Origin of the sequence: Pseudomonas sp. SIMBA_068, assembly GCF_046534705.1 — a bacterium.
Lineage (GTDB): Bacteria > Pseudomonadota > Gammaproteobacteria > Pseudomonadales > Pseudomonadaceae > Aquipseudomonas > Aquipseudomonas putida.
Map to the genome: position 1 here is coordinate 679,554 of NZ_JAWRYI010000001.1, position 23,898 is coordinate 703,451.

25 protein-coding genes are annotated in these 23,898 nt (G+C 62.6%); 11 read left to right on the forward strand and 14 right to left on the reverse strand.

The features are described from left to right. The first annotated feature begins 153 nt into the window (after positions 1 to 153). A complete protein-coding gene (locus SB756_RS03150; RefSeq protein WP_410910151.1) occupies positions 154 to 453 on the forward strand; it encodes a DUF3077 domain-containing protein in 300 nt (99 codons plus the stop codon). Between the two features lie 79 nt (positions 454 to 532). Next, positions 533 to 1,255 carry a hypothetical protein gene (locus SB756_RS03155; RefSeq protein ID WP_341796022.1) on the forward strand — a complete coding sequence of 241 codons (723 nt, stop codon included), beginning with the start codon at positions 533 to 535 and terminating at the stop codon, positions 1,253 to 1,255. A 557-nt stretch (positions 1,256 to 1,812) separates the two neighbouring features. Here the strand turns inward: SB756_RS03155 and SB756_RS03160 are convergent. After that, positions 1,813 to 2,298 carry an REP-associated tyrosine transposase gene (locus tag SB756_RS03160; protein WP_341796021.1) on the reverse strand — a complete coding sequence of 162 codons (486 nt, stop codon included), beginning with the start codon at positions 2,296 to 2,298 and terminating at the stop codon, positions 1,813 to 1,815. Positions 2,299 to 2,611: 313 nt separating this feature from the next. On the opposite strand from SB756_RS03160, the gene SB756_RS03165 reads away from it, so the two are divergent. The 4 genes from SB756_RS03165 (at position 2,612) to SB756_RS03180 (ending at position 5,468) form a co-directional block, all read left to right on the forward strand. Then, entirely contained in the window at positions 2,612 to 3,532 is a 921-nt protein-coding gene (locus SB756_RS03165; protein WP_410910152.1) for a LysR family transcriptional regulator, read from the forward strand. Positions 3,533 to 3,702: 170 nt separating this feature from the next. Further along, complete coding sequence (locus SB756_RS03170) at positions 3,703 to 4,479, forward strand: SDR family oxidoreductase (RefSeq protein WP_410910153.1); 777 nt, start codon at positions 3,703 to 3,705, stop codon at positions 4,477 to 4,479. A gap of 105 nt (positions 4,480 to 4,584) precedes the next feature. Continuing rightward, positions 4,585 to 5,034, forward strand: a complete 450-nt coding sequence (locus SB756_RS03175; protein WP_016487684.1) for an antitoxin Xre/MbcA/ParS toxin-binding domain-containing protein — start codon at positions 4,585 to 4,587, stop codon at positions 5,032 to 5,034. Continuing rightward, entirely contained in the window at positions 5,031 to 5,468 is a 438-nt protein-coding gene (locus SB756_RS03180) for an RES family NAD+ phosphorylase (protein WP_410910154.1), read from the forward strand. Before SB756_RS03175 ends, SB756_RS03180 begins: the two co-directional genes overlap by 4 nt. Positions 5,469 to 5,475: 7 nt before the next feature. Here the strand turns inward: SB756_RS03180 and SB756_RS03185 are convergent, their stop codons facing one another. After that, positions 5,476 to 6,630: a cysteine desulfurase family protein gene (locus SB756_RS03185; protein ID WP_410910155.1), complete on the reverse strand. Its 1,155-nt coding sequence runs from the start codon at positions 6,628 to 6,630 to the stop codon at positions 5,476 to 5,478. A 194-nt stretch (positions 6,631 to 6,824) separates the two neighbouring features. Continuing rightward, positions 6,825 to 7,751 (reverse strand): LysR family transcriptional regulator, encoded by a 927-nt coding sequence (locus tag SB756_RS03190; RefSeq protein WP_049274693.1) that lies wholly within the window; start codon positions 7,749 to 7,751, stop codon positions 6,825 to 6,827. A 139-nt stretch (positions 7,752 to 7,890) separates the two neighbouring features. Between SB756_RS03190 and SB756_RS03195 the strand changes: the two genes are divergently transcribed. The 3 genes from SB756_RS03195 (at position 7,891) to SB756_RS03205 (ending at position 11,066) form a co-directional block, all read left to right on the forward strand. Further along, complete coding sequence (locus tag SB756_RS03195; protein WP_410910156.1) at positions 7,891 to 9,120, forward strand: acyl-CoA dehydrogenase; 1,230 nt, start codon at positions 7,891 to 7,893, stop codon at positions 9,118 to 9,120. Positions 9,121 to 9,283: 163 nt separating this feature from the next. Next, on the forward strand, positions 9,284 to 10,684 hold the full coding sequence (locus tag SB756_RS03200) for a PAAR domain-containing protein (protein WP_410910157.1): 1,401 nt from the start codon (positions 9,284 to 9,286) through the stop codon (positions 10,682 to 10,684). After that, positions 10,677 to 11,066, forward strand: a complete 390-nt coding sequence (locus SB756_RS03205) for a hypothetical protein (RefSeq protein ID WP_410910158.1) — start codon at positions 10,677 to 10,679, stop codon at positions 11,064 to 11,066. Before SB756_RS03200 ends, SB756_RS03205 begins: the two co-directional genes overlap by 8 nt. 21 nt (positions 11,067 to 11,087) lie before the next feature. Here SB756_RS03205 and SB756_RS03210 read toward each other — a convergent pair whose 3' ends face one another. From SB756_RS03210 to ribBA, 7 genes are all read right to left on the reverse strand, one after another. Beyond that, positions 11,088 to 12,143, reverse strand: coding sequence for a TerC family protein (locus tag SB756_RS03210; protein WP_410910159.1), 1,056 nt, complete (start codon positions 12,141 to 12,143; stop codon positions 11,088 to 11,090). Positions 12,144 to 12,309: 166 nt separating this feature from the next. Further along, positions 12,310 to 13,617 carry a phosphate ABC transporter substrate-binding/OmpA family protein gene (locus SB756_RS03215; protein WP_341798337.1) on the reverse strand — a complete coding sequence of 436 codons (1,308 nt, stop codon included), beginning with the start codon at positions 13,615 to 13,617 and terminating at the stop codon, positions 12,310 to 12,312. Positions 13,618 to 13,802: 185 nt separating this feature from the next. After that, complete coding sequence (locus tag SB756_RS03220; RefSeq protein WP_410910160.1) at positions 13,803 to 14,951, reverse strand: ABC transporter ATP-binding protein; 1,149 nt, start codon at positions 14,949 to 14,951, stop codon at positions 13,803 to 13,805. A 19-nt stretch (positions 14,952 to 14,970) separates the two neighbouring features. Further along, a complete protein-coding gene (locus SB756_RS03225) occupies positions 14,971 to 15,780 on the reverse strand; it encodes an ABC transporter permease (protein ID WP_016499074.1) in 810 nt (269 codons plus the stop codon). 6 nt (positions 15,781 to 15,786) lie between these two features. Beyond that, complete coding sequence (locus SB756_RS03230; protein ID WP_341798339.1) at positions 15,787 to 16,704, reverse strand: ABC transporter permease; 918 nt, start codon at positions 16,702 to 16,704, stop codon at positions 15,787 to 15,789. Then, positions 16,701 to 17,726 carry an ABC transporter substrate-binding protein gene (locus SB756_RS03235; protein WP_028613232.1) on the reverse strand — a complete coding sequence of 342 codons (1,026 nt, stop codon included), beginning with the start codon at positions 17,724 to 17,726 and terminating at the stop codon, positions 16,701 to 16,703. Before SB756_RS03235 ends, SB756_RS03230 begins: the two co-directional genes overlap by 4 nt. A 356-nt stretch (positions 17,727 to 18,082) precedes the next feature. After that, entirely contained in the window at positions 18,083 to 19,204 is a 1,122-nt protein-coding gene (ribBA, locus tag SB756_RS03240; RefSeq protein WP_016499077.1) for a bifunctional 3,4-dihydroxy-2-butanone-4-phosphate synthase/GTP cyclohydrolase II, read from the reverse strand. Between the two features lie 78 nt (positions 19,205 to 19,282). On the opposite strand from ribBA, the gene SB756_RS03245 reads away from it, so the two are divergent. After that, the gene (locus tag SB756_RS03245) at positions 19,283 to 19,576 is read left to right on the forward strand and encodes a DUF1330 domain-containing protein (protein WP_341798341.1); all 294 of its coding nucleotides are present in this window, start codon (positions 19,283 to 19,285) and stop codon (positions 19,574 to 19,576) included. 91 nt (positions 19,577 to 19,667) lie between these two features. Here SB756_RS03245 and SB756_RS03250 read toward each other — a convergent pair whose 3' ends face one another. After that, positions 19,668 to 20,687 (reverse strand): alpha/beta hydrolase, encoded by a 1,020-nt coding sequence (locus SB756_RS03250; RefSeq protein WP_341798342.1) that lies wholly within the window; start codon positions 20,685 to 20,687, stop codon positions 19,668 to 19,670. Between the two features lie 146 nt (positions 20,688 to 20,833). Between SB756_RS03250 and SB756_RS03255 the strand changes: the two genes are divergently transcribed. After that, a complete protein-coding gene (locus tag SB756_RS03255) occupies positions 20,834 to 21,718 on the forward strand; it encodes a LysR family transcriptional regulator (RefSeq protein WP_341798343.1) in 885 nt (294 codons plus the stop codon). 69 nt (positions 21,719 to 21,787) lie between these two features. Here SB756_RS03255 and SB756_RS03260 read toward each other — a convergent pair whose 3' ends face one another. The 3 genes from SB756_RS03260 to SB756_RS03270 form a co-directional block, all read right to left on the reverse strand. After that, positions 21,788 to 22,525, reverse strand: coding sequence for an SDR family NAD(P)-dependent oxidoreductase (locus tag SB756_RS03260; RefSeq protein WP_410910161.1), 738 nt, complete (start codon positions 22,523 to 22,525; stop codon positions 21,788 to 21,790). Beyond that, entirely contained in the window at positions 22,522 to 22,944 is a 423-nt protein-coding gene (locus SB756_RS03265) for a nuclear transport factor 2 family protein (RefSeq protein WP_341798345.1), read from the reverse strand. Before SB756_RS03265 ends, SB756_RS03260 begins: the two co-directional genes overlap by 4 nt. Positions 22,945 to 23,292: 348 nt before the next feature. Beyond that, positions 23,293 to 23,898, reverse strand: coding sequence for a sarcosine oxidase subunit gamma (locus SB756_RS03270; protein ID WP_341798346.1), 606 nt, complete (start codon positions 23,896 to 23,898; stop codon positions 23,293 to 23,295).

Sequence of the window (23,898 nt, forward strand, 5' to 3'; positions counted from 1 at the left end):
GGTGCCGGTCAAGGGGCTGATCGGTGGCAGAGCGCCCATTTCATGGGGTTCGTGTAGTCCATTTCTGAAAGTGGTTCTTTCCATCCTGCTGGTCATTGTGATGGGGGAGGTGGCGTCCTAGGCTGGGGATGCTCATAACCCCGAGGAATGGACATGGACAACGACACCCCGAAAAGCAGCAAGCTCAATGTCGTGCCTGCAGCGAGCCGGTTTGGCAACGCCGATGCCGAACTGGTGCAGATGAAACCGCAGCTGCCAATGAGGACCGCGCTGACGGAGGCCTCGGGCATCATGGGCTGCATCACTGAAATTACCCGCAAGGCCATCGACAGGCCAGCCGACCGCAAGGTGATGATGCAGGCCACGTTCTATCTGGCCGGCATGGCCAAGGCACTGATCGATGGCCAGCTGCAGCAGGTGCGTCAGGCGCGTGAAGGTGAGCGCGAACCCTAGTCAAGCTTGCCTGGGGGCCTTTAACTTGGCACCCTTGGGCGGTTTGAATCGTCTGTATCACCACAGAAGGAAGTTTGCATTGAGCTGGGACAAGGTGGGGAAACTCCTCGTAGCCGTGCTTTTAGGCCTGATGGTGCTTTTGACCGCCTACGTGTTGCTCAGGAGCAGCCCGCGCCTGGAGGCGTCACTGACCTATGCCTACCTCACCTATCCCACCCAGTTCAGCGAGCGCATAAGCAAAGCCAGCGAGCAACTCAAGTATGAGCAGTTGCAGGGGCGTATCAACAGTATCGGCCAGGGCGGTCTAAGCCACGATCAGGTCGAACGCCTGATTGAGATGGCCCAGGCACCCTATGCGCAGTTGTTCGCCAAGCCCTTCGAGGCCGGCCTGGTCGATCACCGTACCGGCTTGCTTATCGAACTGCGCAACAGTGGTGACGCGCCGGTACGGGAGGTAAAGATCCGTCTGCCAGCCAAGGGCCTGGTGCAGGTGCGTGATGCTGCCGGCAACGACACCCTGCTGGAGACCGCTACCGCGCAGGTGGACATCCCGGCCATCGAGCCGGGTGGCACGTGCAAGGTCTGGGTCTATTTCGATGCAGACTATTTGCAGATTCGCCAGGGCGGGGTCAGCATCAGCCACGCCGACGGAGTGGCCAATGTGCAGGTGTACCACGAGGTCATCGGTTTTCCAGCCACCGTGGCCCGCTACAGCCGCGAGTTGATGGTGTTGCTGGGCGTACTGGCGGTCAGCGTGCTGGGCCTGGGTTATGCCTGCCTGGCACGGCGTAGACCGCGGTAAACGCCTCACCTGCAGGAGCAGCCTTGTGCTGCGAAGAGGCCGGTACGAGCGACACTGATGCATCGCCTGAACCGGCCTCTTCGCAGCACAAGGCTGCTCCTACAAGGAGTTGTGCAGGCTGTCAGCGTCTGTGAGCCACATTGCGTCCCAGTGGGGATAAACGCCAATCCACGCATAGAGGCTGGAGCCGCTTTCGGTGTTGGCAGATCATTACCCCGTTTCACGGCGATACGCTTGTCTGTAGGAGCAGCCTTGTGCTGCGAAGAGGCTAGTACGAGCGACACTGATGCATCGCCTGAACCGGCTTCTTCGCAGCACAAGGCAGCTCCTACAAGGAGTTGTGCAGGCTGTCAGCGTCTGTGAGCCACACTGCGTCCCAGTGGGGATAATCGCCAATCCACGCATAGAGGCTGGAGCCGCTTTCGGTGTTGGCAGATCATTACCCCGTTTCACGGCGATACGCTTGTCTGTAGGAGCAGCCTTGTGCTGCGAAGAGGCCGGTACGAGCGACACTGATGCATCGCCTGAACCGGCCTCTTCGCAGCACAAGGCTGCTCCTACAAGGAGTTGTGCAGGCTGTCAGCGTCTGTGAGCCACACTGCGTCCCAGTGGGGATAATCGCCAATCTGTGTTGCCAGACCTGCCCGCAAAGGGTTGGCAACAATGTACCGGGCCACCTTGCGTGTATCGTCCTCCATGCGCAGCGCCCGGTCATGATAGCCACGCTGCCAGGCCTGGCCTGGGCAAATGCCCGCTTTGCACAATGCTGTGCCTGAGCGGGATTTGAACTGCCGCATCAGGCTGCTCAAAGTGATGGCATGCAACTCTATCAGCCAATGCAAGTGATCAGGCATCAACACCCAGGCAAGTGAGCGGCAGTCGCCGAGGAAGTCCGAGTGCCTCAACTCCCTGATGACCAGGCGTGCCGCTCGCAGATCGTGGAATAACGGCCTGCGCTGGTGGGTAACAGTGGTTAGCAAGTACAACCTGCCAGGTTCGGAAAAACGCCCCCGCCGCAAGAGATTTGCTTCGGCTCGATCCATGTTGTGCACCTCGCATCCATTCGTTGTGAGCACCAACCATAGAGGCAGGAGCCGCTTTCGGTGGTGGCAGATCATTACCCCGTTTTACAGCGTTACGCTTGTCTGTAGGAGCAGCCTTGTGCTGCGAAGAGGCCAGTACGAGCGACACTAATGCATCGCCTGAACCGGCCTCTTCGCAGCACAAGGCTGCTCCTACAGCGAAATGTGGCATGCGTGTTCTGCGATCAAGGGTCATTTGCTTAAAACTCAATGCCCCCCCGTTGACGACGCTCTATAGTGCTCGGCATTACAAGACCCATGTCGAGCCTGCCTGATGATCCCTTCCCTGGATTCCATTTTTTCTCGCCTGCGCCTGCGTCAGTTGCGCCTGCTGATCGAGCTGGATCGCTGTGGTTCGCTGCACAAGGCGGCCGAAGCCATGGCCATTTCCCAGCCCGGGGCCACCAAGGCGTTGCGCGAGGTGGAGGAAGTGCTGGGGGTACCATTGTTCCAGCGCCTGCCCAGCGGCCTGGTAGCCAACGACGTGGGCCGTTGCGTGGTGCGCTATGCGCGGCTGATCCACAGCGACCTGGGGCATTTGCGCGAAGAGGTGCTAGGCATCGTCCAAGGTCAGGGTGGGCGTCTGGCGGTGGGCAGCATCATGGGGGCCATGCCGACACTGGTCAGGGCCTTGGGGCGCTTGCGCCGCAAGCAGCCGCAGCTGGCGGTGGAAATTGCCGAGAATACCAGCGCCAACCTGCTCGCCCAGCTGGACGAGGGGCGCCTGGACCTGGCCATCTGCCGGCCGGGGCTGGGCCGCAACGCGGCGGACTATACCTTTGTCGAACTCGCCCAGGAGCCTTTGGTGGTGGTCGCGCACCCCCAGCATCCGCTTGCCGGGGCAGCGGCACTGGCGATCAGCGACTTGAGCCATTACCGCTGGGTGGTCTACCCGGCGAACATGCCCATGCGCCAGGCGCTGGAGCGCGAGTTGAGCGAGGCAGGGGTGGAGGTGCCCCGCTACCCGCTGGAAACCTTCTCCACCTTCGCGACGTTCATGCTGCTGGAGGATGACCCGACGCTGGTCGCGGTCATTCCCAGTGCCGTGGCGGCCTTTGCCGAGCAGCGCGGGTTGCTGGTGTCGCTGGCGGTGCAGCTACGGGCGTTGAGCGAGCCGTTCGGCATCGTGCACCGTGTGGCGGCGCCGCTATCGCCAGCTGCGCGGTTGCTGGTAGAGGAATTGACGGCCAATTGAAGTTTGACGGCGCTCGCCCTCCAGCCCATTGCTGGCGGGCTGGTGGGGATAAGCGATGGTTATTGGTGGATCAGCTCTTTTCATTATCGGCGCCCCTGCCTGTGCTCTAGATTACCCCCGGCACGGCCTGCCAGTACCCCTGTAACCCCATTTCATCAAGGAGCAACCCAATGGATCTAGGCATTACCGGCCGCTGGGCCATCGTCTGCGCGGCCAGCCAAGGCCTGGGCAAAGGCTGCGCCGAGGCGCTTGGCAAAGAAGGCGTGAACCTGGTCATCAATGCCCGCACCCAAGCCACCCTGGAGCAGACCGCCAGCGAGTTGCGGGCGGCATGCCCAGGCATCGAGGTGCGTACCGTGGCCGGCGATGTGGCCGATGCCCAGGTGCGTCAGGCGCTGTTGGGGGCCTGCCCACAGGTCGACATCCTGGTCAACAACGCCGGTGGCCCGCCACCGGGGGACTTCCGTGACTGGGGGCGTGACGACTGGCTGAAGGCGCTGGACGCCAACATGCTCACCCCCATCGAGCTGATCAAGGCGGTGGTCGACGGCATGGCCGAGCGCGGTTTTGGCCGGGTAGTGAATATCACTTCTGGCGCGGTGAAGGCGCCGATCGACATTCTCGGTTTGTCCAACGGCGCCCGCAGTGGCCTGACCGGTTTCATTGCCGGCCTGGCCCGGCAGCAGCGCCTGGCGGGCAGCAATGTGACACTGAACAACCTGCTGCCTGGGGCGTTCGACACGGCGCGTTTGCAAAAGACTTTGCAGGCGGCGGGTGGCGATGTGCAAGCGACTGCCCAGGCCAGGCGCAAGGCCATCCCGGCGGCGCGCTTTGGCGATGCCGGGGAGTTTGGCGCGTACTGTGCGTTCCTGTGCAGTACGCATGCCGGTTATATCACCGGGCAGAGCCTGCTGATCGATGGCGGGGCGTATCCGGGTACCTTCTAAAGGTGTGGGGGCGCAGTGCCCCCACAACCAAGGGGGCCAGGCAAACTGGCAATGATCCGGTGAATACCGCATACTTGTCGGCAAACGCCGAAACAGGAGTATGCCATGCTTGCCGAAGTGCTTCGCGACAACGGTTACCACGAGTACCGGGCGCGCCTGCAGGCGCTGCTGGAAATACCCGAACTTGCCAGTGACTTCGAAATCCACACCCGCATCACCCATGGTTTTGCTGCCACCTGGCTGGTGAAGCTGACTGAGCGCGGTGTATTCACGCCGGTGGAGCGGGACCAGATCATTCCCCTGCGCACCCTCAAAACCCGTATCGAGCGTGACCAGCCGCTGACCGTGGAAGAGAGTGATCGGCTGTTCCGCTCGGCCCACATCACCGCCATGGCCGAAGCCGTGTTCGGCGAAGCGGACAAGGCCAAGCGCTGGCTGTCCAAGCCCAAGGAACGCTTCTCGGGGCTGACGCCGATGCAGATGCTCACCACCCAGCAAGGCACCACTCAGGTCGAAGAGATGTTGCTGCAGATTGCCGAGGGCTTTGGCCTGTGATTCTGTGGCGTATCAGCGCTTATGCAGATTTGAGCGGCACAGGGGGCTTGCGTGTAAGCGGCCGCTGGCACCAGGCGGGCCGGCCGGTAGTGTATGCCGCCACCAGCCCTTCCGGGGCCATGCTCGAGGTGCTGGTGCACCTGGAGATCGACCCCGAGGATTTTCCTACCACCATGCGCCTGATCCGCATCGAATTGCCCGAAACGGTTTCACAGGCGCAGCTGCCGGCCTTGGAGCCCGGCTGGTCCGCTCAGCCTGAGTTGACCCGGGCGCTGGGCAATCGCTTTCTGGATGACTGCTCGGCATTGTTGCTGCCGGTGCCGAGCGCGATCATGCCCAGCACCATCAACTACCTGTTCAACCCACGGCACCCACAGGCGCATCGGGCGAAAATCCAGGTCGAGGATTTTACCCCGGACAGCCGCTTGTTCTAGCGTGTGTTCACCACAGTGCAGCCGACGCCGTCGTCAGCACTCGACCAAACACTGCCAGCGCCTGGTCCACTTGCGCCTCGGTGGTGAATCGGCCGATGCTCAAGCGCACACTGTTGCGTGCCTGACGTTCGTCCAGCCCCAGTGCCAGCAGTACATGCGAGGCGGCGTTGCTCGCCGAGTTACAGGCCGAGGTGGTCGACAAGGCCAGCTCGCTGGCCAGTGCCGCGCTGTTGAAACCCTTGCTGTCGATGCACAGGTTCAGGGTGTGGGGGATGCGTTGGCTGGGGCTGCCGTTGAGGGTCACGCCGGGTAAAGCCAGCAGGCCCTCGCGCAGGCGCGTGGCCAATTGCTCAAGGCGCTGGTGCTCGCTGTCACCTGGTTGGCCGGCCAGGGCAAAGGCGCTGCCCATGCCGGCGATCTGATGGGTTGCCAGGGTGCCGGAACGCAGGCCCTGCTCATGGCCGCCGCCGTGCATCTGCGCACGCATCAGCGTACGGGCGCGTGGCCCGACATACAGCGCACCGATCCCTTTTGGCCCGTAAACCTTGTGCGCCGAGAACGACATCAGGTCCACGGCCATCGCGTTCAGGTCGATGGCGAGCTTGCCTACGGCCTGTGCGGCATCCACGTGCAGCAGGGCACCGTGGGCACGCACCTGTTGGCCAATGGCGGCAAAATCGGTAACCGTGCCCAGCTCGTTGTTGACCGCCATCAACGATACCAGGCGGGTATCGGCGCGCAACGCTGCCTGCACGCTTGCAGGCGGGATCAGGCCGGCGGCATCCGGCGTCAGGCGGGTCACGGCCCAGCCTTGGCGCTCCAGTTCGGCCACCGTGTCGAGCACGGCTTTGTGCTCCAGTTGGCTAGTGATCAGGTGCCCAGGCTGGTCGAAGCCTTGGGCAATGCCTTTGAGTGCCAGGTTGTTGGATTCGGTAGCGCCCGACGTCCAGACCAAGTTGTCGGCTTGCGCGCCGACGCGCTCGGCCACTTGCTGGCGGGCTTGCTCCACGGCCTGTCGAGCCGCCTGGCCGTAGGCGTGGCCACTGGACGCCGGGTTGCCGAAGTTGGCCTCGCTGCCAAGGCAGGCAAGCATGGTTTCGATGACCCGATTGTCGACGGGGGTGGTGGCGGCGTAATCGAAATAAAGTGGGGCGCTGGGCATTGGGGCGGGTCCATGTCTGTCGCCGTGAAATCGGCGATAGTTGGGGTAAGCGTATCCGCCATGGCTGAGATATTTTTCGCTTCCCGCCGCTTTTTTCTCAATGGGTGTGAGAAAACTTTCTCTATTTCGAACCGTTGGTAGAATATCTTTCTTCGGGAGGGGCGAGGCTGATGGGCCGCCCCTCGTAGGCAGCTTCAGGCGGGCTGCAGGGCTTTCTCTTCCTCGGCTACCACGCGTTCGCACAATTCGGTGATCTGCTCGCGCATCCAGCGGTTGGCCGGGTCCTGATCAGTGCTTTCATGCCAGTACAGGTGCGTTTCCAGTGCGGGCACCTCCACTGGCAGTGGCTGGTAACGCAACTGATGGCGACGGGCGAAACGCTCGGGAACGGTCATCGCCATGTCGGTCTGCTGCAACACCTGCGAGGCCATCAGGTAGTGCTGCGAACGCAGGGCGACCTTGCGCTGAACACCCATCTTGCCCAGCGCCAGGTCGACGTAACCCAGGCCATTACGGCGGCTGGAAATATGGATATGGGTCATGCCCAGGTAGCTGTCGAGGGTCAGTTTGCTGTCAGCGAGTGGGTGGCCCTGGCGCAGGGCGCACACATAGCGGTCTTGCATCAGCTTGACGTGGCGCACCTGCGGGTCGGTGTTCAGGGGGGCGTCGATGGCGAAGTCCAGGCGGCCCGCGGCGAGTTCCTTGGTGGTCTCGCGGCGCTTGCACAGGAAGCTTTCGATCAGCACCGCCGGCGCCAGGCGGCGCAGGCGCTGGAACAGCGGCGGCAGGATGACCGCCTCGGTCAGGTCGGTCATGCTGATGCGGAAGGTTTTGTTGGCCTGTTGCGGGTTGAAGATGCGGCTTTCCTGCACCGACGTACGCAACAGTGCCAGGGCGTTGCGCACCGGGCCGATGATGTTCTGCGCCATCGGCGTGGGCACCATACCTTGTGCGGTGCGCACGAACAGCGGGTCGTTGAAGGTTTCGCGCAGCCGCGAAAGGGCGTTGGACACTGCAGGCTGGGTAATGCCGACAATCTGACCGGCGCGGGTCAGGTTGGCTTCGGTGTAGATCGCATCGAACACGATGAACAGGTTGAGGTCGACCTTGCTGAGGTTCATGGGCGCCGCTCTTTGTTGGAATTATTGGCCGATCATATATCGGTTATGAATGTTTATACACGCGGAAAATAGACTAGGTGGATGGGGCCGCGCTGCTCTAGGCTCTGCGCATGTACTCCGAACCGTGAAGGTAGCCCCGATGGATTTCGCCTATTCGCCCAAGGTCCAGGCACTGCGCGAGCGCGTTACTGCGTTCATGGACGCCTACGTGTACCCCGCCGAAGCCGTGTTCGAGCGCCAGGTTGCCAAGGGCGACCGCTGGCAGCCCACGGCAATCATGGAAGAACTCAAGGCCAAGGCCCGCGCCGAAGGGCTGTGGAACCTGTTCTTGCCCGAATCGGAATACGGCGCCGGCCTGAGCAACCTGGAATACGCCCCGCTGGCGGAAATCATGGGCCGTTCCTTGCTCGGACCAGAGCCGTTCAACTGCTCTGCGCCGGACACCGGCAACATGGAAGTGCTGGTGCGTTATGGCAGTGAAGCGCAGAAACGCCAGTGGCTGGAGCCTTTGTTGCGCGGTGAGATCCGCTCGGCGTTTGCCATGACCGAGCCCGACGTGGCCTCTTCGGACGCGACCAACATGGCCGCCACTGCCGTGCGTGACGGTGACGAATGGGTCATCAATGGCCGCAAGTGGTGGACCTCCGGCGCCTGCGACCCGCGTTGCAAGGTCATGATCTTCATGGGCCTGTCCGACCCTGAAGGCCCACGCCACCAGCAGCATTCGATGGTGCTGGTGCCCACCGATGCGCCGGGCGTGAAGATCGTCCGCCCGTTGCCGGTGTTCGGCTATGACGATGCCCCTCATGGCCACGCCGAGGTGCTTTTCGAGAACGTACGGGTGCCTTATGAAAATGTGCTGCTCGGCGAGGGGCGCGGCTTCGAGATTGCCCAAGGGCGCCTTGGCCCAGGCCGTATCCACCACTGCATGCGCTCGATCGGCATGGCCGAGCGTGCGCTGGAGCTGATGTGCAAGCGCTCGGTGGAGCGTACTGCTTTTGGTCGGCCCCTGGCACGGCTGGGTGGCAACGTCGACAAGATCGCCGACTCACGCATGGAAATCGACATGGCGCGGCTGTTGACGTTGAAGGCGGCGTACATGATGGACACCGTCGGCAACAAGGTGGCCCGCAGCGAAATCGCGCAGATCAAGGTGGTGGCGCCAAACGTGGCGTTGAAGGTGATCGACCGGGCGATCCAGATGCATGGCGGGGCAGGGGTGAGCGGCGATTTTCCGCTGGCCTACATGTACGCCATGCAGCGCACCCTGCGCCTGGCCGACGGGCCGGATGAAGTGCACCGGGCGGCGATTGGCAAATATGAAATTGGCAAGTATGTGCCGGTGGAGCTGTTGCGTAGCGGGCGATGAAGTCGTCAGCCTGAGCCGGCCTCTTCGCGGGTGAACCCGCTCCCACAGTGATCGCACAAACTCCCGCAATGTGTAGGAGGTATCCGAATTTCGGCTGAGGCCCCCTGAATTTCCCTTGCTGGTGATAGGTTTTCAACCCTAACCAGGTACAGGGAGTTTAGGGATGCGCGTCAATTTGGAGGGAAAGGGTCAGGCGGTAGATGGTGATGTCACTACAACGGGTGCTGTCTGTATTGCGACCGGGGCGGGCTACCTGGACGAAGGCCGAATGGTGCTCCGTGAAGGCGACCACACCACGCCATGCCCTCTTTGTGGGCAGGTGGGAATTGTCGCTGAAGGTGTGGATCACTTTATTTCCGATGGCCAGCGGGTGGCCATGGATGGTGCGTTGGTTGCCTGTGGCTGTGCGCCGGGGATCAACCGGGTGGTCGCACCGTTATATGAAGCACCGCCGTCCATGTATTCCATTGCGGGGGGTACCAATACCCACTTTAATCAGCCGTCAGCCACCGCCTACCCCGGGCGCTTCTCCCGACCCGTCGTAGGGGCACTGCCCGATTCGCTAGAGCCTGGCTTCTATGTAGTTCCTCGACGCATGTCGTTCCCCCAGGTGCTGCTGCAACTGGCCGAGCACGATGCCACTTTGCCGATCTCCCGGTTGCAGCGGCTCAACCCGACGTTTGAGCAAGGCTTCAAGGCTGGGGAAATCTTCGTTATCGGTGATCCTGACAACGCCAATGCCTGTACGCGCGAAGAGGGAGAACTGATGGCGGCTGCGCAGCATGCACGACGTGCTTTGGAGGTGCTCGACTACGCCGAAGCGGATTTCATGATGCACCACCAGGCCGAAATCGCCGGCTTGCTCAGCAACGCCAGTCTGTCCATGGGCGTCGGCAAGGACATGCTCGATCAAGGTTTGAAACAGGTCAGTCATACATTGACCAGTATCGAGCAGTTGCATCAGCGGGAGTTCATGCGCCACGGCCATTTGAACAGCCCGGGCTTTTTCGCTGAACGGCGGCGGCTTCTGCAGCAGCTGGATGGACAGTTGAAAACGGCATTTTTGAACAAGCAGTTGAACCTTGGGAGCTATGAGCGCTTGAGGAGGAGCTTGAATATTTCGACCAAGAGTCTAGTCCATCACTGGTCGAAAGCGGGCGGGCCGGGGCAGATTCCGGGGTATGCAACGCATCTGGATAAGGTGGCGCGGCTGAGCAAGTATCTTGAATATGGTGGGTATGCTGCAATTGGGCTGGGGGCTACGTCATCTTATCTGAAAGTGCAAGAGGTCTGTGTTGCAGGTGAAACTGATGACTGCCGGAAAGTCCGATTCACCGAAACGGGCAGTTTCGCTGGTGGCTTAGGAGGAGGGATGGTGGGAGGTTACATCGCAGGTGCTGCCGCTGCCGCGCTATGCGGTGTTTTCGCGGTGGGTACCGGCGGCCTTGGTGTTCCCGTATGCGGGATTGTCCTGGTTAGCGCCGGCTCTGCGGCAGGTTCTATGGGTATTGGCGCAGCTGGCGAGAAGGTCGGTGAAGTGATTTATGAGGTGATGGATGATTGACTTTGATAGCTGGTCGCCATACTTGCGAATAGCTTTCTTAGTTGCGCCCTTCATTATCGGCCTTGTCGGTATCGCTATGAATGTACAGATTGCGCTGTCGACGGATTTTGATATCGCTCTTTCAGCAATTAGCAGCAATCCCTACCTGGAACAGATGAAGCCCGTGTGGGGCGGCGGGAATCTGAGGTCTCGATGTCTACTGATGAGCACGGTAAGCGCGTTGGTTACATTTCCTTGGCTTCATTTGCGCTTGGGATGGTTGGACGAGGCGGAACTTGAAAGGTTTCCGCCCAAGTTGAGGCGAAAATTAGGGGCAGCTCTTTGGCTGATCCTGATCTCATCAGTCTGGGGGGTGGTGGGTTATTTCATTATAAAGAAATGATCTCCGCCCAGATTCGTAGCTTCAGACCCGCATCTGCGGGTCTTCCTTTTTATTGCTAAATTCACCACCGGCATTCGCAGGCTGTTTGGGTTGTATCTCCGCCTTCTCCCCCCGCGTCTTCACCAACGAAACCACCACCCCACCCAGCAACAACCCGAACGTCACCCCCAACGACAGCAGCGCCGGCACCTTGCCCACCATGCCGTGATAGAAAATCTTGCAACCAATAAAGATAAGCACCAGCGCCAACGCATACTTGAGGTAAACAAACCGGTGCATCAACGCCGACAGCGCGAAGTACAACGAACGCAGCCCAAGAATGGCAAAGATGTTCGAGGTGTAGACAATGAAGGGGTCCTGGGTAATGGCGAAGATTGCGGGCACGCTGTCGACGGCAAACACCAGGTCGGCCAACTCGATCAGCACCAGTGCCAGGAACAACGGGGTGGCATAGCGCAGCGCCTTGCTGTGGCCGGCCGGGGTCTGGTGTACGAAGAAGTGCGAACCGTGGATCTGGTCGGTGACCCGCATGTGCCGGCGAACGAACTTGAGGATCGGGTTGTTGGCCAGATCAGGGTGGCTGTCTTCCTTCGATAGCGCCATCTTCACCCCGGTAAACAGCAGGAAGGCACCGAAGATATACAGCACCCAGGCAAAGTTCTGCACCAGCGCGGCGCCCACGCCAATCATGATCGCCCGCAGGAACACCACCCCCAGGATGCCCCAGAACAGCACACGATGCTGGTAGCGTCGGGGGATGGCAAAGTAGCTGAAGATCATCGCCATGACGAACACGTTGTCCATCGACAGCGACTGCTCGACCAGGAAACCGGTGTAGAACTCCAGCGCCGACTGGGCGCCCAGCTGGTACCAGACCCCGGCGCCGAACAATACGCCAACGCTGAAGTAGCCCGTGTACAGCAGCAGGCTTTCGCGCATTTCGATTTCCCGGTCGTGGCGGTGCAGCACGCCCAGGTCGAGCACCAGCAAACCGATGACGATGGCCATGAACACCAGCCACAACCAGGCGTTGGTACCGAGTACAGGGGTGGTGAGGAATGCTTGCAGAGCTGTCATGAGCCCCTCCTTGAATGTCGACGTTGCATGGCAACAGTGATCCGACATGGCGGCTTGGCAGCCGTCAGAGGGGCCCGGTATCACATGAATTTGAGCCTAGACCCGATTGCAGGAGATACCGAATGGGGAGCTGTTACATTTCTTTGCCAGAGCCCCCTGCATCAATTCAATACACCCACACCTCGACCCGCCGATTGCGCAGTCGCCCTTGCTCCAGCTCATTGCCGGCCACCGGCAGTTCATCGCCCATACCCGTCACTTCCAGCAACTCCACGCCATCGCGCGCCAGCTCGCGGCGCACTGCCTGGGCCCGAAGGCGCGAGAGCAGGGCGGCGCGGCCAGGCGTTTCCTTGGGGTCGCCAAACCCTACCAGCACCGCTTTGCTCTGCAGCTTGCCAGCCTGGCGCAGGTACTCGGCCACCCGCTGCACGTCGCGCAGGGCCTTGTTGTCGAGGCTGGCGCTGCCTTCCTGGAAACGGAAGTTCACGCTCAGCCGTTGCGCCCGCTGGGCCAGGGTGCGGTAGCGCGGCGGCATGTCGGCCAGGGGCGCTACTGCCAGGGCCTTGATCTGCTGCGAAACAAAGCCCTGCTGGGCGACGATCGCCTGGCCGGCCGGGCTCTGGGCAAAGTCGGCCAGTGCCCTGGCCTGTGGCTTGGGGTTGGCCGGCAAGTAGAAGTACAGGCGCCGTGACAGCGGGTAATCTTCACTGGCTACCAGCGCGCGCTCCGGCAGCATGGCCGGTGCGTCACCTTCGGCTACCGCCAGCACCTTGGCCCCGTGCACCGCAGCCAGGCTGCTGAAGCCGATGGCCTTGCGGTCGGTGGCCACCTGCGCGGCCAGTTCGTCACTGGACTCGAAACGCCGGGCCTTGGCTGATAGCTCGTTGTGCTGGGGCTCTAGCACCAGCGCCTTGAACGTCTCGAAGGTGCCGGAGCGGTCGTCACGGGCGTACAGGTGGATGGCGCCGCCAGCAATGCCCAATTGCTCCCAGCGTTGGATCTGCCCGGAGAAAATCTGCGCCAGTTGCTGCGTGTTCAACCGAGGTAGCGGGTTGTCGGGGTGGACGATGACCGCGACACCGTCCAGCCCGATCACTTGCTCGGCGCTGGCAGCACGCAGGTCGCCAAGGGCCTGAAGCTGGCGCACCTCGCTGTCGTTGATCGGCCGCGAGGCAGCTGCCAGGTCGGCGTCGCCACGGCCGAGGGCGGCGAAGCCGGTGCTGGACCCGTGGGCGGCGATGTCGATGCGCACGGATTGGCCATGTGCATCGCGTGCGGTGATCACGGTCTCGTTGGCCCGCTTGCCGGGTTGCTGCTCGATGGCGGTGGCTTGCTGCGCGCGCAATTGCCCCTGCACCAGCGCTGGCAGCAAGGCCGCGCCGATGGTGTTGGAGCCTTGCGCACGCATGTGCATGGGCTCGGCCAAGGTCGCAAACGGGATCAGGGTGAGCAGCAATACAAGCAGGCGGGGCATGCCGGGTGGCCCTGTGGCATAGAGTTGGCCGGCAGATTACGACAGTGGCGTGATGATAATGTGACAGTCCGTAGGGGAGGGCTCTGCCCTCCATTCGCGACACAAGGCCGCTCCCACAGGCGACCGCGATTCCTTGTGGGAGCGGCCTTGCGTCGCGATAGGGCCGCAAAGCGGCCCCGGTTATCTCAATGCGCCCCGGCGGATTTGCTCAGGTCACTCTCGGCCCACTCGGTATAGATGCACGCATCCGCCACCGCCCAGCGCACTTTCACGCTGTCGCCCGGCTGCATCGGCATGCCCGCGGCCGACAGTGCCTTCACCGTCAGCTCGGTACCCCCTGCAGTCACCACATGGCAGGTCTGGCTTTCACCCAGGAACAGCACTTCGCCAACCTTGGCACTGACCTCGTTCCAGCCCGCCGGCAGCGGCTCGCGCGCAGCCTGTTCGGCGGTCAGGGCCAGGGCTTTTTCCGGGCGCACCATGATCAGTGCATCTTGCGAGGCGGCCAGGCCCGGGGTCAGGCGAATGGCCACTGGTTGGCCCTCGAAGCTGCCGGCGCCATTGCTGCTGGCCTTGATGCGCAGGAAGTTGGAGTTGCCCAGGAATGAGGCGACAAAGGCATTCGGTGGGTTCTGGTACAGGTCGTAACCGGTGCCCAGGCCGACGATCTTGCCGTGGCTGAAGATGGCGATGCGCTGCGACAGGCGCATGGCTTCCTCCTGGTCATGGGTGACGTAGACAATGGTGATACCCAGCCGGCGGTGCAGTTGGCGCAGTTCGTCCTGCAGGTCTTCGCGCAGTTTCTTGTCCAGCGCGCCGAGCGGCTCGTCCATCAGCAGGATGCGTGGTTCGTACACCAGTGCCCGGGCAATCGCCACGCGCTGCTGTTGCCCGCCAGACATCTGCGACGGCTTGCGGTGGGCGAACTGCTCCAGCTGTACCAACTTGAGCATGGCGTCGACCCGCTTGTTGGTCTCGCTGCCGCTCAGCTTGCGGATGGCCAGCGGGAAGGCGATGTTGTCGCGCACGTTCAGGTGTGGGAACAGCGAATAACGCTGGAACACCATGCCGATGTCACGCTTGTGCGGTGGTACATTCACCAGCGACTGGCCATCGACCAGGATTTCGCCGCTGCTGGGGGTTTCGAAGCCGGCCAGCATCGACAGGGTGGTGGATTTGCCCGAGCCGCTGGAACCGAGGAAGGTCAGGAACTCGCCGTCCTGGATTTCCAGGTCGAGGTTGTCCACGGCGGTGAAGTCGCCGTAGTGCTTGTTCAGGCCGCGCAGGCTGACCAGGGTCTTGCCTGGCGCGTTGTCTTTGATCACTGCACTCATTGTTGTTTTCTCCGCGCGCTCAGGCGTTTGTTTCGGTGCGCCGGCGCAAGGCGGCGGCAATGAACATGACAAGCAGCGACAGGCCGATCAGCAGGGTCGAGGCCACGGCGATGACCGGGCTCAGGTCCTGGCGCAGGGTGGTCCACATCTTCACCGGCAGGGTCTGCAGGTCGGGGCTGGCCATCATCACACTCAGCACCACCTCATCCCACGACACCAGGAAGGCGAACAGGCCGCCAGCGATCATCCCCGGGCGAATGGCCGGAAAGGTGACCTTGAAAATCGCCTGCAGGCGCGAGGCACCGCAGATCACCGCCGCATCCTCGATCGACTGGTCGAACAGCTTCAGCGAGTTGATGATCGAGATGATGGTGAAGGGCAGGGCGACGATCACGTGGCTGACCACGAAGGCGAACAGCGTGCCGGTGTAGCCGAGCTTGAGAAACAGTGCGTACACCGCCACGGCGATGATCACCAGCGGCACGATCATCGGCATGGTGAACAGCCCGTACAGCAGCTCGCGGCCGGGGAAGCGGCCACGCACCAGGGCGAATGCGCTGGGCAGGCCCAGCAGCACGGCGGCGACGGTGGTCAGCACGGCCACTTTCAGGCTGGCCAGTGCGGCGTCCATCCACTCCGGGTTGGAGAAGAACTGGCCGTACCACTTGAAGGTCCAGCCCGGGGGCGGAAACACCAGCCACTGGGACGAGCCGAACGACAGCAACACGATGAACACCACCGGCAGCAGCAGGAAGGCCGCAATGACCCCGGTGGTCAGGTACAGGCCCGTACGCAGCGGGCGGCCCATGGCATTGGGAGACAGGAGCATGGCGGTTTACCTCGCGTTGCCAACCGGGGATTCCGGCTGCAGCTTCAGGTACAGGTAGAAGAGCACCAGGGTGATCGCCACCAGCAGTGCGGCAGCGGCGCTGGCCAGGCCCCAGTTAAGGAACGACTGCACCTGCTGGATGATGAATTCGGGCAGCATCATGTTCTGCGCCCCGCCCAGCAGTGCCGGGGTGACGTAGTAACCGAGCGACATCACGAACACCATCAGCGCGCCGGAGAACAGCCCCGAACGGCACAGTGGCAGGAACACCTTCCAGAAGTTGGTCCACGGGCTGGCGCCGCAGATGGACCCGGCCTGCAGCACCATCGGGTCGATGGCGTGCATGGTGGCCTGCAGCGGCAGCACGATGAACGGGATCATGATGTAGCTCATGCCGATTACCACGCCGGTGAGGTTGTGCACCATTTCCAGCGGGGTATCGATGATACCCATGGCCATCAACGCCTTGTTGATCACACCCGAGCTTTGCAGCAACACCAGCCACGAGTAGGTGCGCGCCAGCAGGCTGGTCCACATCGACAGCAGCACGATGTTCAGCAGCCAGCGGCCCCAGCCCTTGGGCACCAGGGTGATCGCCCAGGCCAGCGGGAAGCCCAGCAGCACGCTGATCAGGGTGACCACACCGGCCACCGAGAAGGTGTTGAACAGCACCCGTGCGTAGGCCGAGTTGGCGAACAGCTGCTCGTAGTTGCCCAGCCCCGGCGTTGGCTCCAGCACCCCGCGCAGCAACAGGCCGACCAGTGGGGCGAAGAAGAACAGGCCAAGGAACAGCAGGGCCGGCAGCAGGTTGCGGCTGCCCTTCCAGCGCTGGCTCATGCTGGCGCGGCGAGGGGCCGTCCCGGGGGCGCCGGTGCCCGTAGGGGCACCTTGCGCGTTATGCAGGGCGTTGATGGCGACTTTCATTTGACCAACCACTCATTCCAGCGGGCCGCGATGGCCTGACCGTTCTTGGCCCAGTAGGCGAAGTCGAGGGTGACCTGGTCCTGGGCGTAGGCAGTTGGCAGGTTGGGCGCAAGGTCCTTGTCCAGCTTGGCCACGCTGTCGACGTTGACCGGGGCGTAGGCGGTCTTGTTGGCGAACTCGGCCTGGCCTTCGGCGCTGCTGGCGTTGGCCAGAAACTTCATGGCCGCGTCCTTGTTCTTTGCGCCTTTGGGGATGACCAGGAAGTCGGCCATGACCAGGTTCTGTTTCCAGCTCACACCTACCGGTGCACCGTCTTGCTGCAGGGCATAGACACGGCCGTTCCAGAACTGGCCGAGCGAGGCTTCACCCGAGGCCAGCAGCTGCTGCGACTGGGCGCCACCGCCCCACCAGACGATATCTTTCTTGATGGTGTCGAGTTTCTTGAAGGCGCGGTCCAGGTCCAGCGGGTACAGCTTGTCCGGCGCTACGCCGTCGGCCAGCAGGGCCAGTTCCAGCACGCCTGGGCTGGGCCATTTGTACAGGGCGCGTTTGCCCGGGTAGGTCTTGGTGTCGAACAGTGCAGTCCAGTCCACCGGCTTGTTGGCACCGAGCTTGCCTTCGTTGTAGCCCAGTACGAAGGAGAAGAAGAACGAGCCGACGCCATGGTCGGAGACGAAGCGCGGGTCGATCTTGTCGCGCTTGATCTGGGTGAAGTCGAGGGGTTCCAGCAGGCCTTCGCTGGCGGCGCGCAGGGCAAAGTCTGCTTCGACATCGACCACGTCCCATTGCACGTTGCCGCTTTCGACCATGGCCTTGAGCTTGCCGTAGTCGGTGGGGCCGTCCTGCACGACCTTGATGTCGGTGGCTTTGGTGAAGGGTACGGCCCACGCTTCTTTCTGGGCGTCCTGGGTGGTACCGCCCCAGCTGACGAAGTTCAGGCTGTCAGCGGCCTGGGCGGCCTGACATGCCAGGGTCAGCAGGCTGGCGGACAGCACTGCGGTTACACGTTTGCTCAACAGCATGGTTACGCCCTCGTTGCTTTTGTTATTCGAGGCGGGGCTTGTGGTGCGCCCGCCAACAGTGTTCGGGGAGCAGCTAAAACAAAGTGTCTTGGTGGCCGTTTGTGATTGTAGGTGCCGGCCTGCAGATTCAAGGTCTACGGGATATCATATTATGGTATTCCAAACTTTTGGCAAGGGGTATGAGGCGACCGGCCATCACCCCGGCCTTTGCCAACTGCCGCAACCCTTTGTAGGAGCGGCCTTGTGCCGCGAAAGGGCCGCACAGCGGCCCCAGGGTTTCAGCGTCGACACACAAATTGACGGGGCCGCTATGCGGCCCTTTCGCGGCACAAGGCCGCTCCTACAAGGGGACTGTGTCAGGTCGGGAGGCCTGGCTCGAACGGGATGCTCTGCACCACCTCCAGCTCATACCCTGCCAGGCCGGCGTACTTCAGTGGTGGCCCCAGGTGACGAAGCTTGCCCACACCCAGGTCCTGCAGGATCTGCGCCCCGGTGCCTACTTCGGAGTACACCTTCGACTGCCCACGCTGGTACGGCCTTACCGGCTGTGTCAGCTGTGGTATGCGCTCAAGCAAGGCTTGGGAGGATTCATGGTTGGCCAGGATCACCACCACGCCAGCGCCTTCCTCGGCCACCTTCTGTAGCGCCGCCCACAGTGTCCAGTTGGCGGGGCCTGCGTATTCGGCACCGACCAGATCGCGCAACGGGTCGATGACGTGCACCCGCACCAGGGTCGGTTGCTCGCGGCGGATGTCGCCCATGACCATGGCCATGTGCACGCCACCTTCAATGCGGTCCTCATAGGTGACCAGACGGAAGGTGCCGTGCACGGTCGGCAGCTCGCGCTCGCCGATGCGCTTGATGGTCTGCTCGGTGCTCAGGCGGTAGTGGATCAGGTCGGCGATGGTGCCGATCTTGATGCCATGCCGGGCGGCGAACACTTCCAGGTCGGGGCGCCGGGCCATGGTGCCGTCGTCATTCAGCACCTCAACGATTACCGACGCCGGGCTGAAGCCGGCCAGGCGCGCCAGGTCGCAACCTGCTTCGGTGTGGCCGGCGCGGGTCAGCACGCCGCCTTCGCGGGCGCGCAAGGGGAAGATGTGGCCGGGTTGCACCAGGTCTTCGGGGCGGGCGTTGGCAGCCATGGCCGCCGCCACGGTGCGCGCCCGGTCGGCGGCGGAAATGCCGGTGGTGACGCCGGTGGCCGCCTCGATCGACACGGTGAACGCCGTGCTGAACACGCTGCCGTTGGCCGGTACCATCTGCTCCAGGCCCAGGCGCTGGCAGTGTTCGTCGGTCAGGGTCAGGCAGATCAGGCCACGCGCTTCGCGGGCCATGAAGTTGATGGCCTGGGCGTCGCAACGCTCGGCGGCGATCAGCAGGTCGCCTTCGTTTTCCCGGTCCTCGTCATCCACCAGCAGGACCATCTTGCCTTGCCGGTAGTCCTCGAGAAGCTCCTCGATGGTGTTGAATGCCATGTTGCACGCTCACTGTGGTGGGGTGATTTTTATGGTATACCATCATACACAAATATCGCCGTAACAGGAGAGCAGCGCATGAAGGCCTACTGGATCGCCCATGTGGACGTGACCAACCCCGAGCAGTACCAGCAGTACACCCAACGCGCGCCGGCAGCCTTCGAGGCATTCGGCGGTCGCTTCCTGGCACGTGGCGGGCGCAGCGAGGCGATGGAAGGGCGGCCTACCCCACAGCGTAGCGTGGTGATCGAGTTCGATTCGTACGAGCAGGCGGTGGCGTGTTATCGGTCCGCGCTGTACCAGGAGGCGTGCAGCCATCGCCAAGATGTGGCTAAAGCCGAGGTGATCATTGTCGAAGGGTTTGAACCCTGATGTTGAGCTGATGGCCCTTTCGCGGGTTTACCCGCGAAGAGGCCGGACCTGCCTGACGGCATTCCAGCCTCTGCCGCATGGGTGGATAAGGTTATTGAAGGTGGACTTTGAGTTCACCGGCCGCCTGGCGCATCGCCGCCTTCACTGCCGGTACCTCGCTCAGCGGGTTGAGCAGGCCGTAGTCGTGGATCATGCCGTTGTAGCGCACCGATGTAACGGTTACCCCAGCAGCGTTCAACTTGCGGGCATACGCTTCGCCTTCATCACGCAACACATCGAACTCAGCCGTTTGCACCAGCGCTGGCGGCAAGCCCTTGAGCTGTTCACTGCTGGCCCGCAGCGGCGAGGCGTAGATCTGTTCCCGCGCCTTGGCATCGGTGGTGTAGCTGTCCCAGAACCACTTCATCATCCCGGTGGTCAGAAAGTGCCCTTCGGCAAACTGCTTGTACGATGCCGTCTCGAAGCTGGCATCGGTCACCGGCCACAGCAACAGCTGGAAGCGCAGGGCAGGGGTGCCGGCCTGTTTGGCTTTCAGCGCCACGACTGCCGCCATGTTGCCGCCGACGCTGTTGCCGGCCACCGCCAGGCGCTTGCCGTCCACGCCGATCTCCTTGCCATGCTCGGCCACCCAGCGGGTCGCAGCGTAGGCCTGGTTGATCGCCGTCGGGTAGTGCGCTTCCGGCGACGGGGTGTAGTCCACATAGACCGCCACCGCACCCGAGCCGACCACCAGGTCGCGAATCAGCCGCTGGTGGGTCGGGAAGTCGCCAAGCACCCAACCGCCGCCGTGGAAGAACATGAATACTGGCAGGTCACCCTTCACATTGGCCGGGCGTACCACTTGCAGCTTGATCGACTCGCCGCTGGCCTGGACGGTGCGTTCCTTTACTTCGATACCGGAGAGGTCGACCTTGACCGAAGCCTGGGCCCCCGTCAGCACTGCCCGGGCGTCTTTCGGGCTGAGTTGTTCCAGAGGCTTGCCGCCGCCTTGTTCCAGGGCTTCGAGAAACGCCTGGGTGTGCTGCTCGACACCTGGGCTACCAGCAGCGAAAGCGCTGGAAACGGACAGGGCCAGAAGGGAGGCGGTAAGGGTTTTGTGGACAATGTTCATGAGCGAATCCTTTTCCATGCAAGTGTTGGTAGTGGGCGTCTTGCCTGGCCTGTTGGGCCATCGCTGCGACTTGTGCGTAGGTTAGGCAGATGCACTGGCGGGAAAAAGCCGCTATAAAGCGTTTTACTGTCACCATGAGCGAGACAATGAACCCCTACGAAGACATGCGCATCTTTGCCCAGGTCCTGGAGGCCGGCAGTTTTACCGCCGCCGCCGACCGCCTGGGCATGTCCAAGCAATCGGTCAGCCGGCGCCTGATGCAGCTCGAAGAGCGCTTGGGCGTACGCCTGCTCAACCGTTCCACCCGGCGCCTGGACGCCACGCCGCTGGGCCAGCACTACTACCAGTCGGCGCTGCGCCTGCTGGGCGAGGTGCAGCAGGTGGAACACGACATCAGCGGCCAGGCCCAGGCCCTGCGCGGCACCTTGCGGTTGAGCGCACCGCTGTCGTTCGCCATGTCGCACCTGGGCTGCCTGTTGACCGAGTTTTTGCAATTGCACCCGCAAGTCGATGTCGAGGTGGACCTCAGTGATCGTGCCGTGGACCTGATCGGCGAAGGCTACGACCTGGCGCTGCGGATTGGCGCGCTGGAGGACTCCAGCCTGATCGCGCGGCGTATTGCCAGTGTCGAGCGGGTGTATTGCGCGAGCCCGGCGTACCTGCAGGCGCGGGGTGTACCGCTAACACCGGAGGATCTGGCCGGGCACGACTGCCTGCCCTATGGTCATTCTCGACAGGTGCAATGGCAGTTCCGCCAGGGCGGCAAGGCGCAGGCGATTCAGGTGACAGGGCGCATGCGTGCGAACAACGGCGAGTTGCTCAGGGATGCCGCTATCGCCGGGATGGGGGTGACCTACCTGCCGACCTTCATCGTTGGGCAGGCGTTGGCGGATGGGCGGCTGGTGAATGTGCTTGAAGAGTGGACGCCGCCTGCCTTGCAGTTATCAGCGGTGTATCCGCAGCACAGGCAGGTGGCGCGGCCGGTGCAGGGGTTTGTGAGCTTTTTGCGCGAGCGCTTGGTGCAGTTGTAGGCCAGCCTCGGCACCTTGCCGCGAAGCGCAACGCCAGCGGCAAGGCGAGCGCCCGGATCGGCGCCAGGATCAAGCCAGATGGCGGCCCAGCTTGAGGCGCCAGCGCGCCGGCAAAGCGCCCAGCAGGCGCAGCACCAGTATGAAGGTGGCGGGGAAGGCGATTTCCAGCGGCCGGCGTGGCAGGCGCGCGATGATATGAGTGGCGGCGCGTTCGGCGCTCCATAGCTGGGGCATGGGGAAGTCGTTGCGGCGGGTGAGGGGGGTGTCGACGAAGCCGGGACTGACCAGGGTGACATCGATACCTTCGCCCGCCAGGTCGATGCGCAGGGACTCGACCAGATACCGCAATGCCGCCTTCGACGCGCCATAGGCGCCGGCGCGCGGCAGCGCCAACCAGCTGACCGAACTGCCCATCACCACCAGGTGTGGCTGCTGGCCGCGGCGTAGTAACGGCAGGGCGGCGGCCAGGCAAAGGCTGGTGCCGGTCAGGTTGGTACGTATCACTCGCTCGACCAGCGCCGGGTCGAAGTGCCCCGGCTCCAGGTACTCGCAGGTGCCCGCATTGAGGATCACCTGGTCCAGTGCGCCCCAGGCGCGCTCGATCTCCCCGGCCATCTGCGCCACTTGCCCAGGCTGGTCGATATCGCCCACGGTCAGCAGTACTTGCCCCGGGAACTGCGCGGCCAGTGCCGTCAGCTTGTCTGCGTGGCGTGCACCCAACGCCACCTGATGGCCTTGCTCCAGCAAGTGCAATGCCAGCGCAGCACCAATGCCGCTGCTGGCACCGGTGAGCCAGCAACGGCTCATGCCAGCCTGCCTTTGAGCCAGCGAATGGCGCTGCCCATGACCGGCACATGCTCGTACAGCAGCGCGCCGGCGTCGAAGTAATCCTGGTGAAAGTGCACCCGCTCATGCCAGCGCAGGTGGCTGCACCCCTGCAGGCTGATCAGTTGCCCACGGGCCAGCTGCGGGTGGCGATATTGCAAGGTCCAGCGAATGTAGCCGTGGCCCGGTTCCAGCTCGTCGGTGCCTTCGAAGCGGTAATGGCACTCGGGCACCTTCGCGTACAACTGGGCGAAATAAGCCCGCAGTGCGGGTAGGCCGGTTACCTGGTGCAGAGGGTCGCGAAATGCTACGTCCTCGCTGTACAGGTCGTTCAGCAAGTCGAGGTTGTGTGTATCGAGCGTGGCAAAGCGTTCGGCGAAGGATTGCAGGTAGCTGGACATGCACAATACCTGTACAAATTAGGTTCTTTGTACAAGGTATAGTGCAGGTCGCTGTAGAAATCTATACAGAATAATTTTTCTGTATAGTTTTTTTCGTTCGACATGAGATTTTCAGCGCCTGAGAGATCGAGCGCCGCCCGCGCGGCGCTTCGCAGCACAAGGCTGCTCCTACATTTGTTTCGGGCCAGTAACGCCTGTGGCTGGCGCGCTCGACCGCCTTGTTCGAGCCCTGCGCCAAGGCGTTCGCGCGAAGATCTCACAGAAATAATTGGCCCGACATAGTTGTAGGAGCAGCCTTGTGCTGCGAAGCGCCGCCCGCGCGGCGCTCGATCTCCCAGGCGCTGAAAATCATGTGGTGAACTCACCCAGCCCGATCAAACCGCCATCGAACTCATCCATGGCATCCAGCATCGCTTCGCGCAAGTAAGCCAGCGATGCCCGATCGAACAGCAACTGCAACGCCGGCCGCTCGTCACTGCCCACATTCACCACAATCACATTGATCCGTGCCGCTGAAGTCTGCGCTACCGCCCCGACCGGAAACGCCTCGGCACGTAAATCCACCCCGCACAACTTGGCCATCACCGCACTGCCATGCACCCCTGACAGCTGCAACCAGGCATGGCTGTCCTGGCGCGGCAGCAGGTAGTTACGCTGTGCATCCTGCACCCACTCGGCTTCTGCGGCAGCCACCCGTGCGCCTTCGTCGGCCAGGCTGCCCAGCAACAGGTACTCGGTCTGCGACAACCGCGCTACCCAGCCGCCGTCGTCCTGACGCGCGGCCTGGTTCGGCTGCTGAGGTAAACGGTAGCCACGTTGCTGCAGGTAGGCAGCACTGTCGCCCCCGCGAAAGCCGACCCGTGCCACATCGGTCAGGTCAGTCAACGCACAGGTGTGCAACAACTCGGCCCGCGGGCTGCGAGGGATAAACGCTTCGGCTTGCAAACTGGTCAT

Coding starts and splice junctions, on each gene's coding strand:
- SB756_RS03150 (WP_410910151.1), top strand. CDS start 154: ATGGACAACGACACCCCGAAAAGCAGCAAGCTCAATGTCGTGCCTGCA.
- SB756_RS03160 (WP_341796021.1), bottom strand. CDS start 2,298: ATGGATCGAGCCGAAGCAAATCTCTTGCGGCGGGGGCGTTTTTCCGAA.
- SB756_RS03165 (WP_410910152.1), top strand. CDS start 2,612: ATGATCCCTTCCCTGGATTCCATTTTTTCTCGCCTGCGCCTGCGTCAG.
- SB756_RS03170 (WP_410910153.1), top strand. CDS start 3,703: ATGGATCTAGGCATTACCGGCCGCTGGGCCATCGTCTGCGCGGCCAGC.
- SB756_RS03175 (WP_016487684.1), top strand. CDS start 4,585: ATGCTTGCCGAAGTGCTTCGCGACAACGGTTACCACGAGTACCGGGCG.
- SB756_RS03185 (WP_410910155.1), bottom strand. CDS start 6,630: ATGCCCAGCGCCCCACTTTATTTCGATTACGCCGCCACCACCCCCGTC.
- SB756_RS03190 (WP_049274693.1), bottom strand. CDS start 7,751: ATGAACCTCAGCAAGGTCGACCTCAACCTGTTCATCGTGTTCGATGCG.
- SB756_RS03195 (WP_410910156.1), top strand. CDS start 7,891: ATGGATTTCGCCTATTCGCCCAAGGTCCAGGCACTGCGCGAGCGCGTT.
- SB756_RS03200 (WP_410910157.1), top strand. CDS start 9,284: ATGCGCGTCAATTTGGAGGGAAAGGGTCAGGCGGTAGATGGTGATGTC.
- SB756_RS03205 (WP_410910158.1), top strand. CDS start 10,677: ATGATTGACTTTGATAGCTGGTCGCCATACTTGCGAATAGCTTTCTTA.
- SB756_RS03210 (WP_410910159.1), bottom strand. CDS start 12,143: ATGACAGCTCTGCAAGCATTCCTCACCACCCCTGTACTCGGTACCAAC.
- SB756_RS03215 (WP_341798337.1), bottom strand. CDS start 13,617: ATGCCCCGCCTGCTTGTATTGCTGCTCACCCTGATCCCGTTTGCGACC.
- SB756_RS03220 (WP_410910160.1), bottom strand. CDS start 14,951: ATGAGTGCAGTGATCAAAGACAACGCGCCAGGCAAGACCCTGGTCAGC.
- SB756_RS03225 (WP_016499074.1), bottom strand. CDS start 15,780: ATGCTCCTGTCTCCCAATGCCATGGGCCGCCCGCTGCGTACGGGCCTG.
- SB756_RS03230 (WP_341798339.1), bottom strand. CDS start 16,704: ATGAAAGTCGCCATCAACGCCCTGCATAACGCGCAAGGTGCCCCTACG.
- SB756_RS03235 (WP_028613232.1), bottom strand. CDS start 17,726: ATGCTGTTGAGCAAACGTGTAACCGCAGTGCTGTCCGCCAGCCTGCTG.
- ribBA (WP_016499077.1), bottom strand. CDS start 19,204: ATGGCATTCAACACCATCGAGGAGCTTCTCGAGGACTACCGGCAAGGC.
- SB756_RS03245 (WP_341798341.1), top strand. CDS start 19,283: ATGAAGGCCTACTGGATCGCCCATGTGGACGTGACCAACCCCGAGCAG.
- SB756_RS03250 (WP_341798342.1), bottom strand. CDS start 20,687: ATGAACATTGTCCACAAAACCCTTACCGCCTCCCTTCTGGCCCTGTCC.
- SB756_RS03255 (WP_341798343.1), top strand. CDS start 20,834: ATGAACCCCTACGAAGACATGCGCATCTTTGCCCAGGTCCTGGAGGCC.
- SB756_RS03260 (WP_410910161.1), bottom strand. CDS start 22,525: ATGAGCCGTTGCTGGCTCACCGGTGCCAGCAGCGGCATTGGTGCTGCG.
- SB756_RS03265 (WP_341798345.1), bottom strand. CDS start 22,944: ATGTCCAGCTACCTGCAATCCTTCGCCGAACGCTTTGCCACGCTCGAT.
- SB756_RS03270 (WP_341798346.1), bottom strand. CDS start 23,898: ATGACCAGTTTGCAAGCCGAAGCGTTTATCCCTCGCAGCCCGCGGGCC.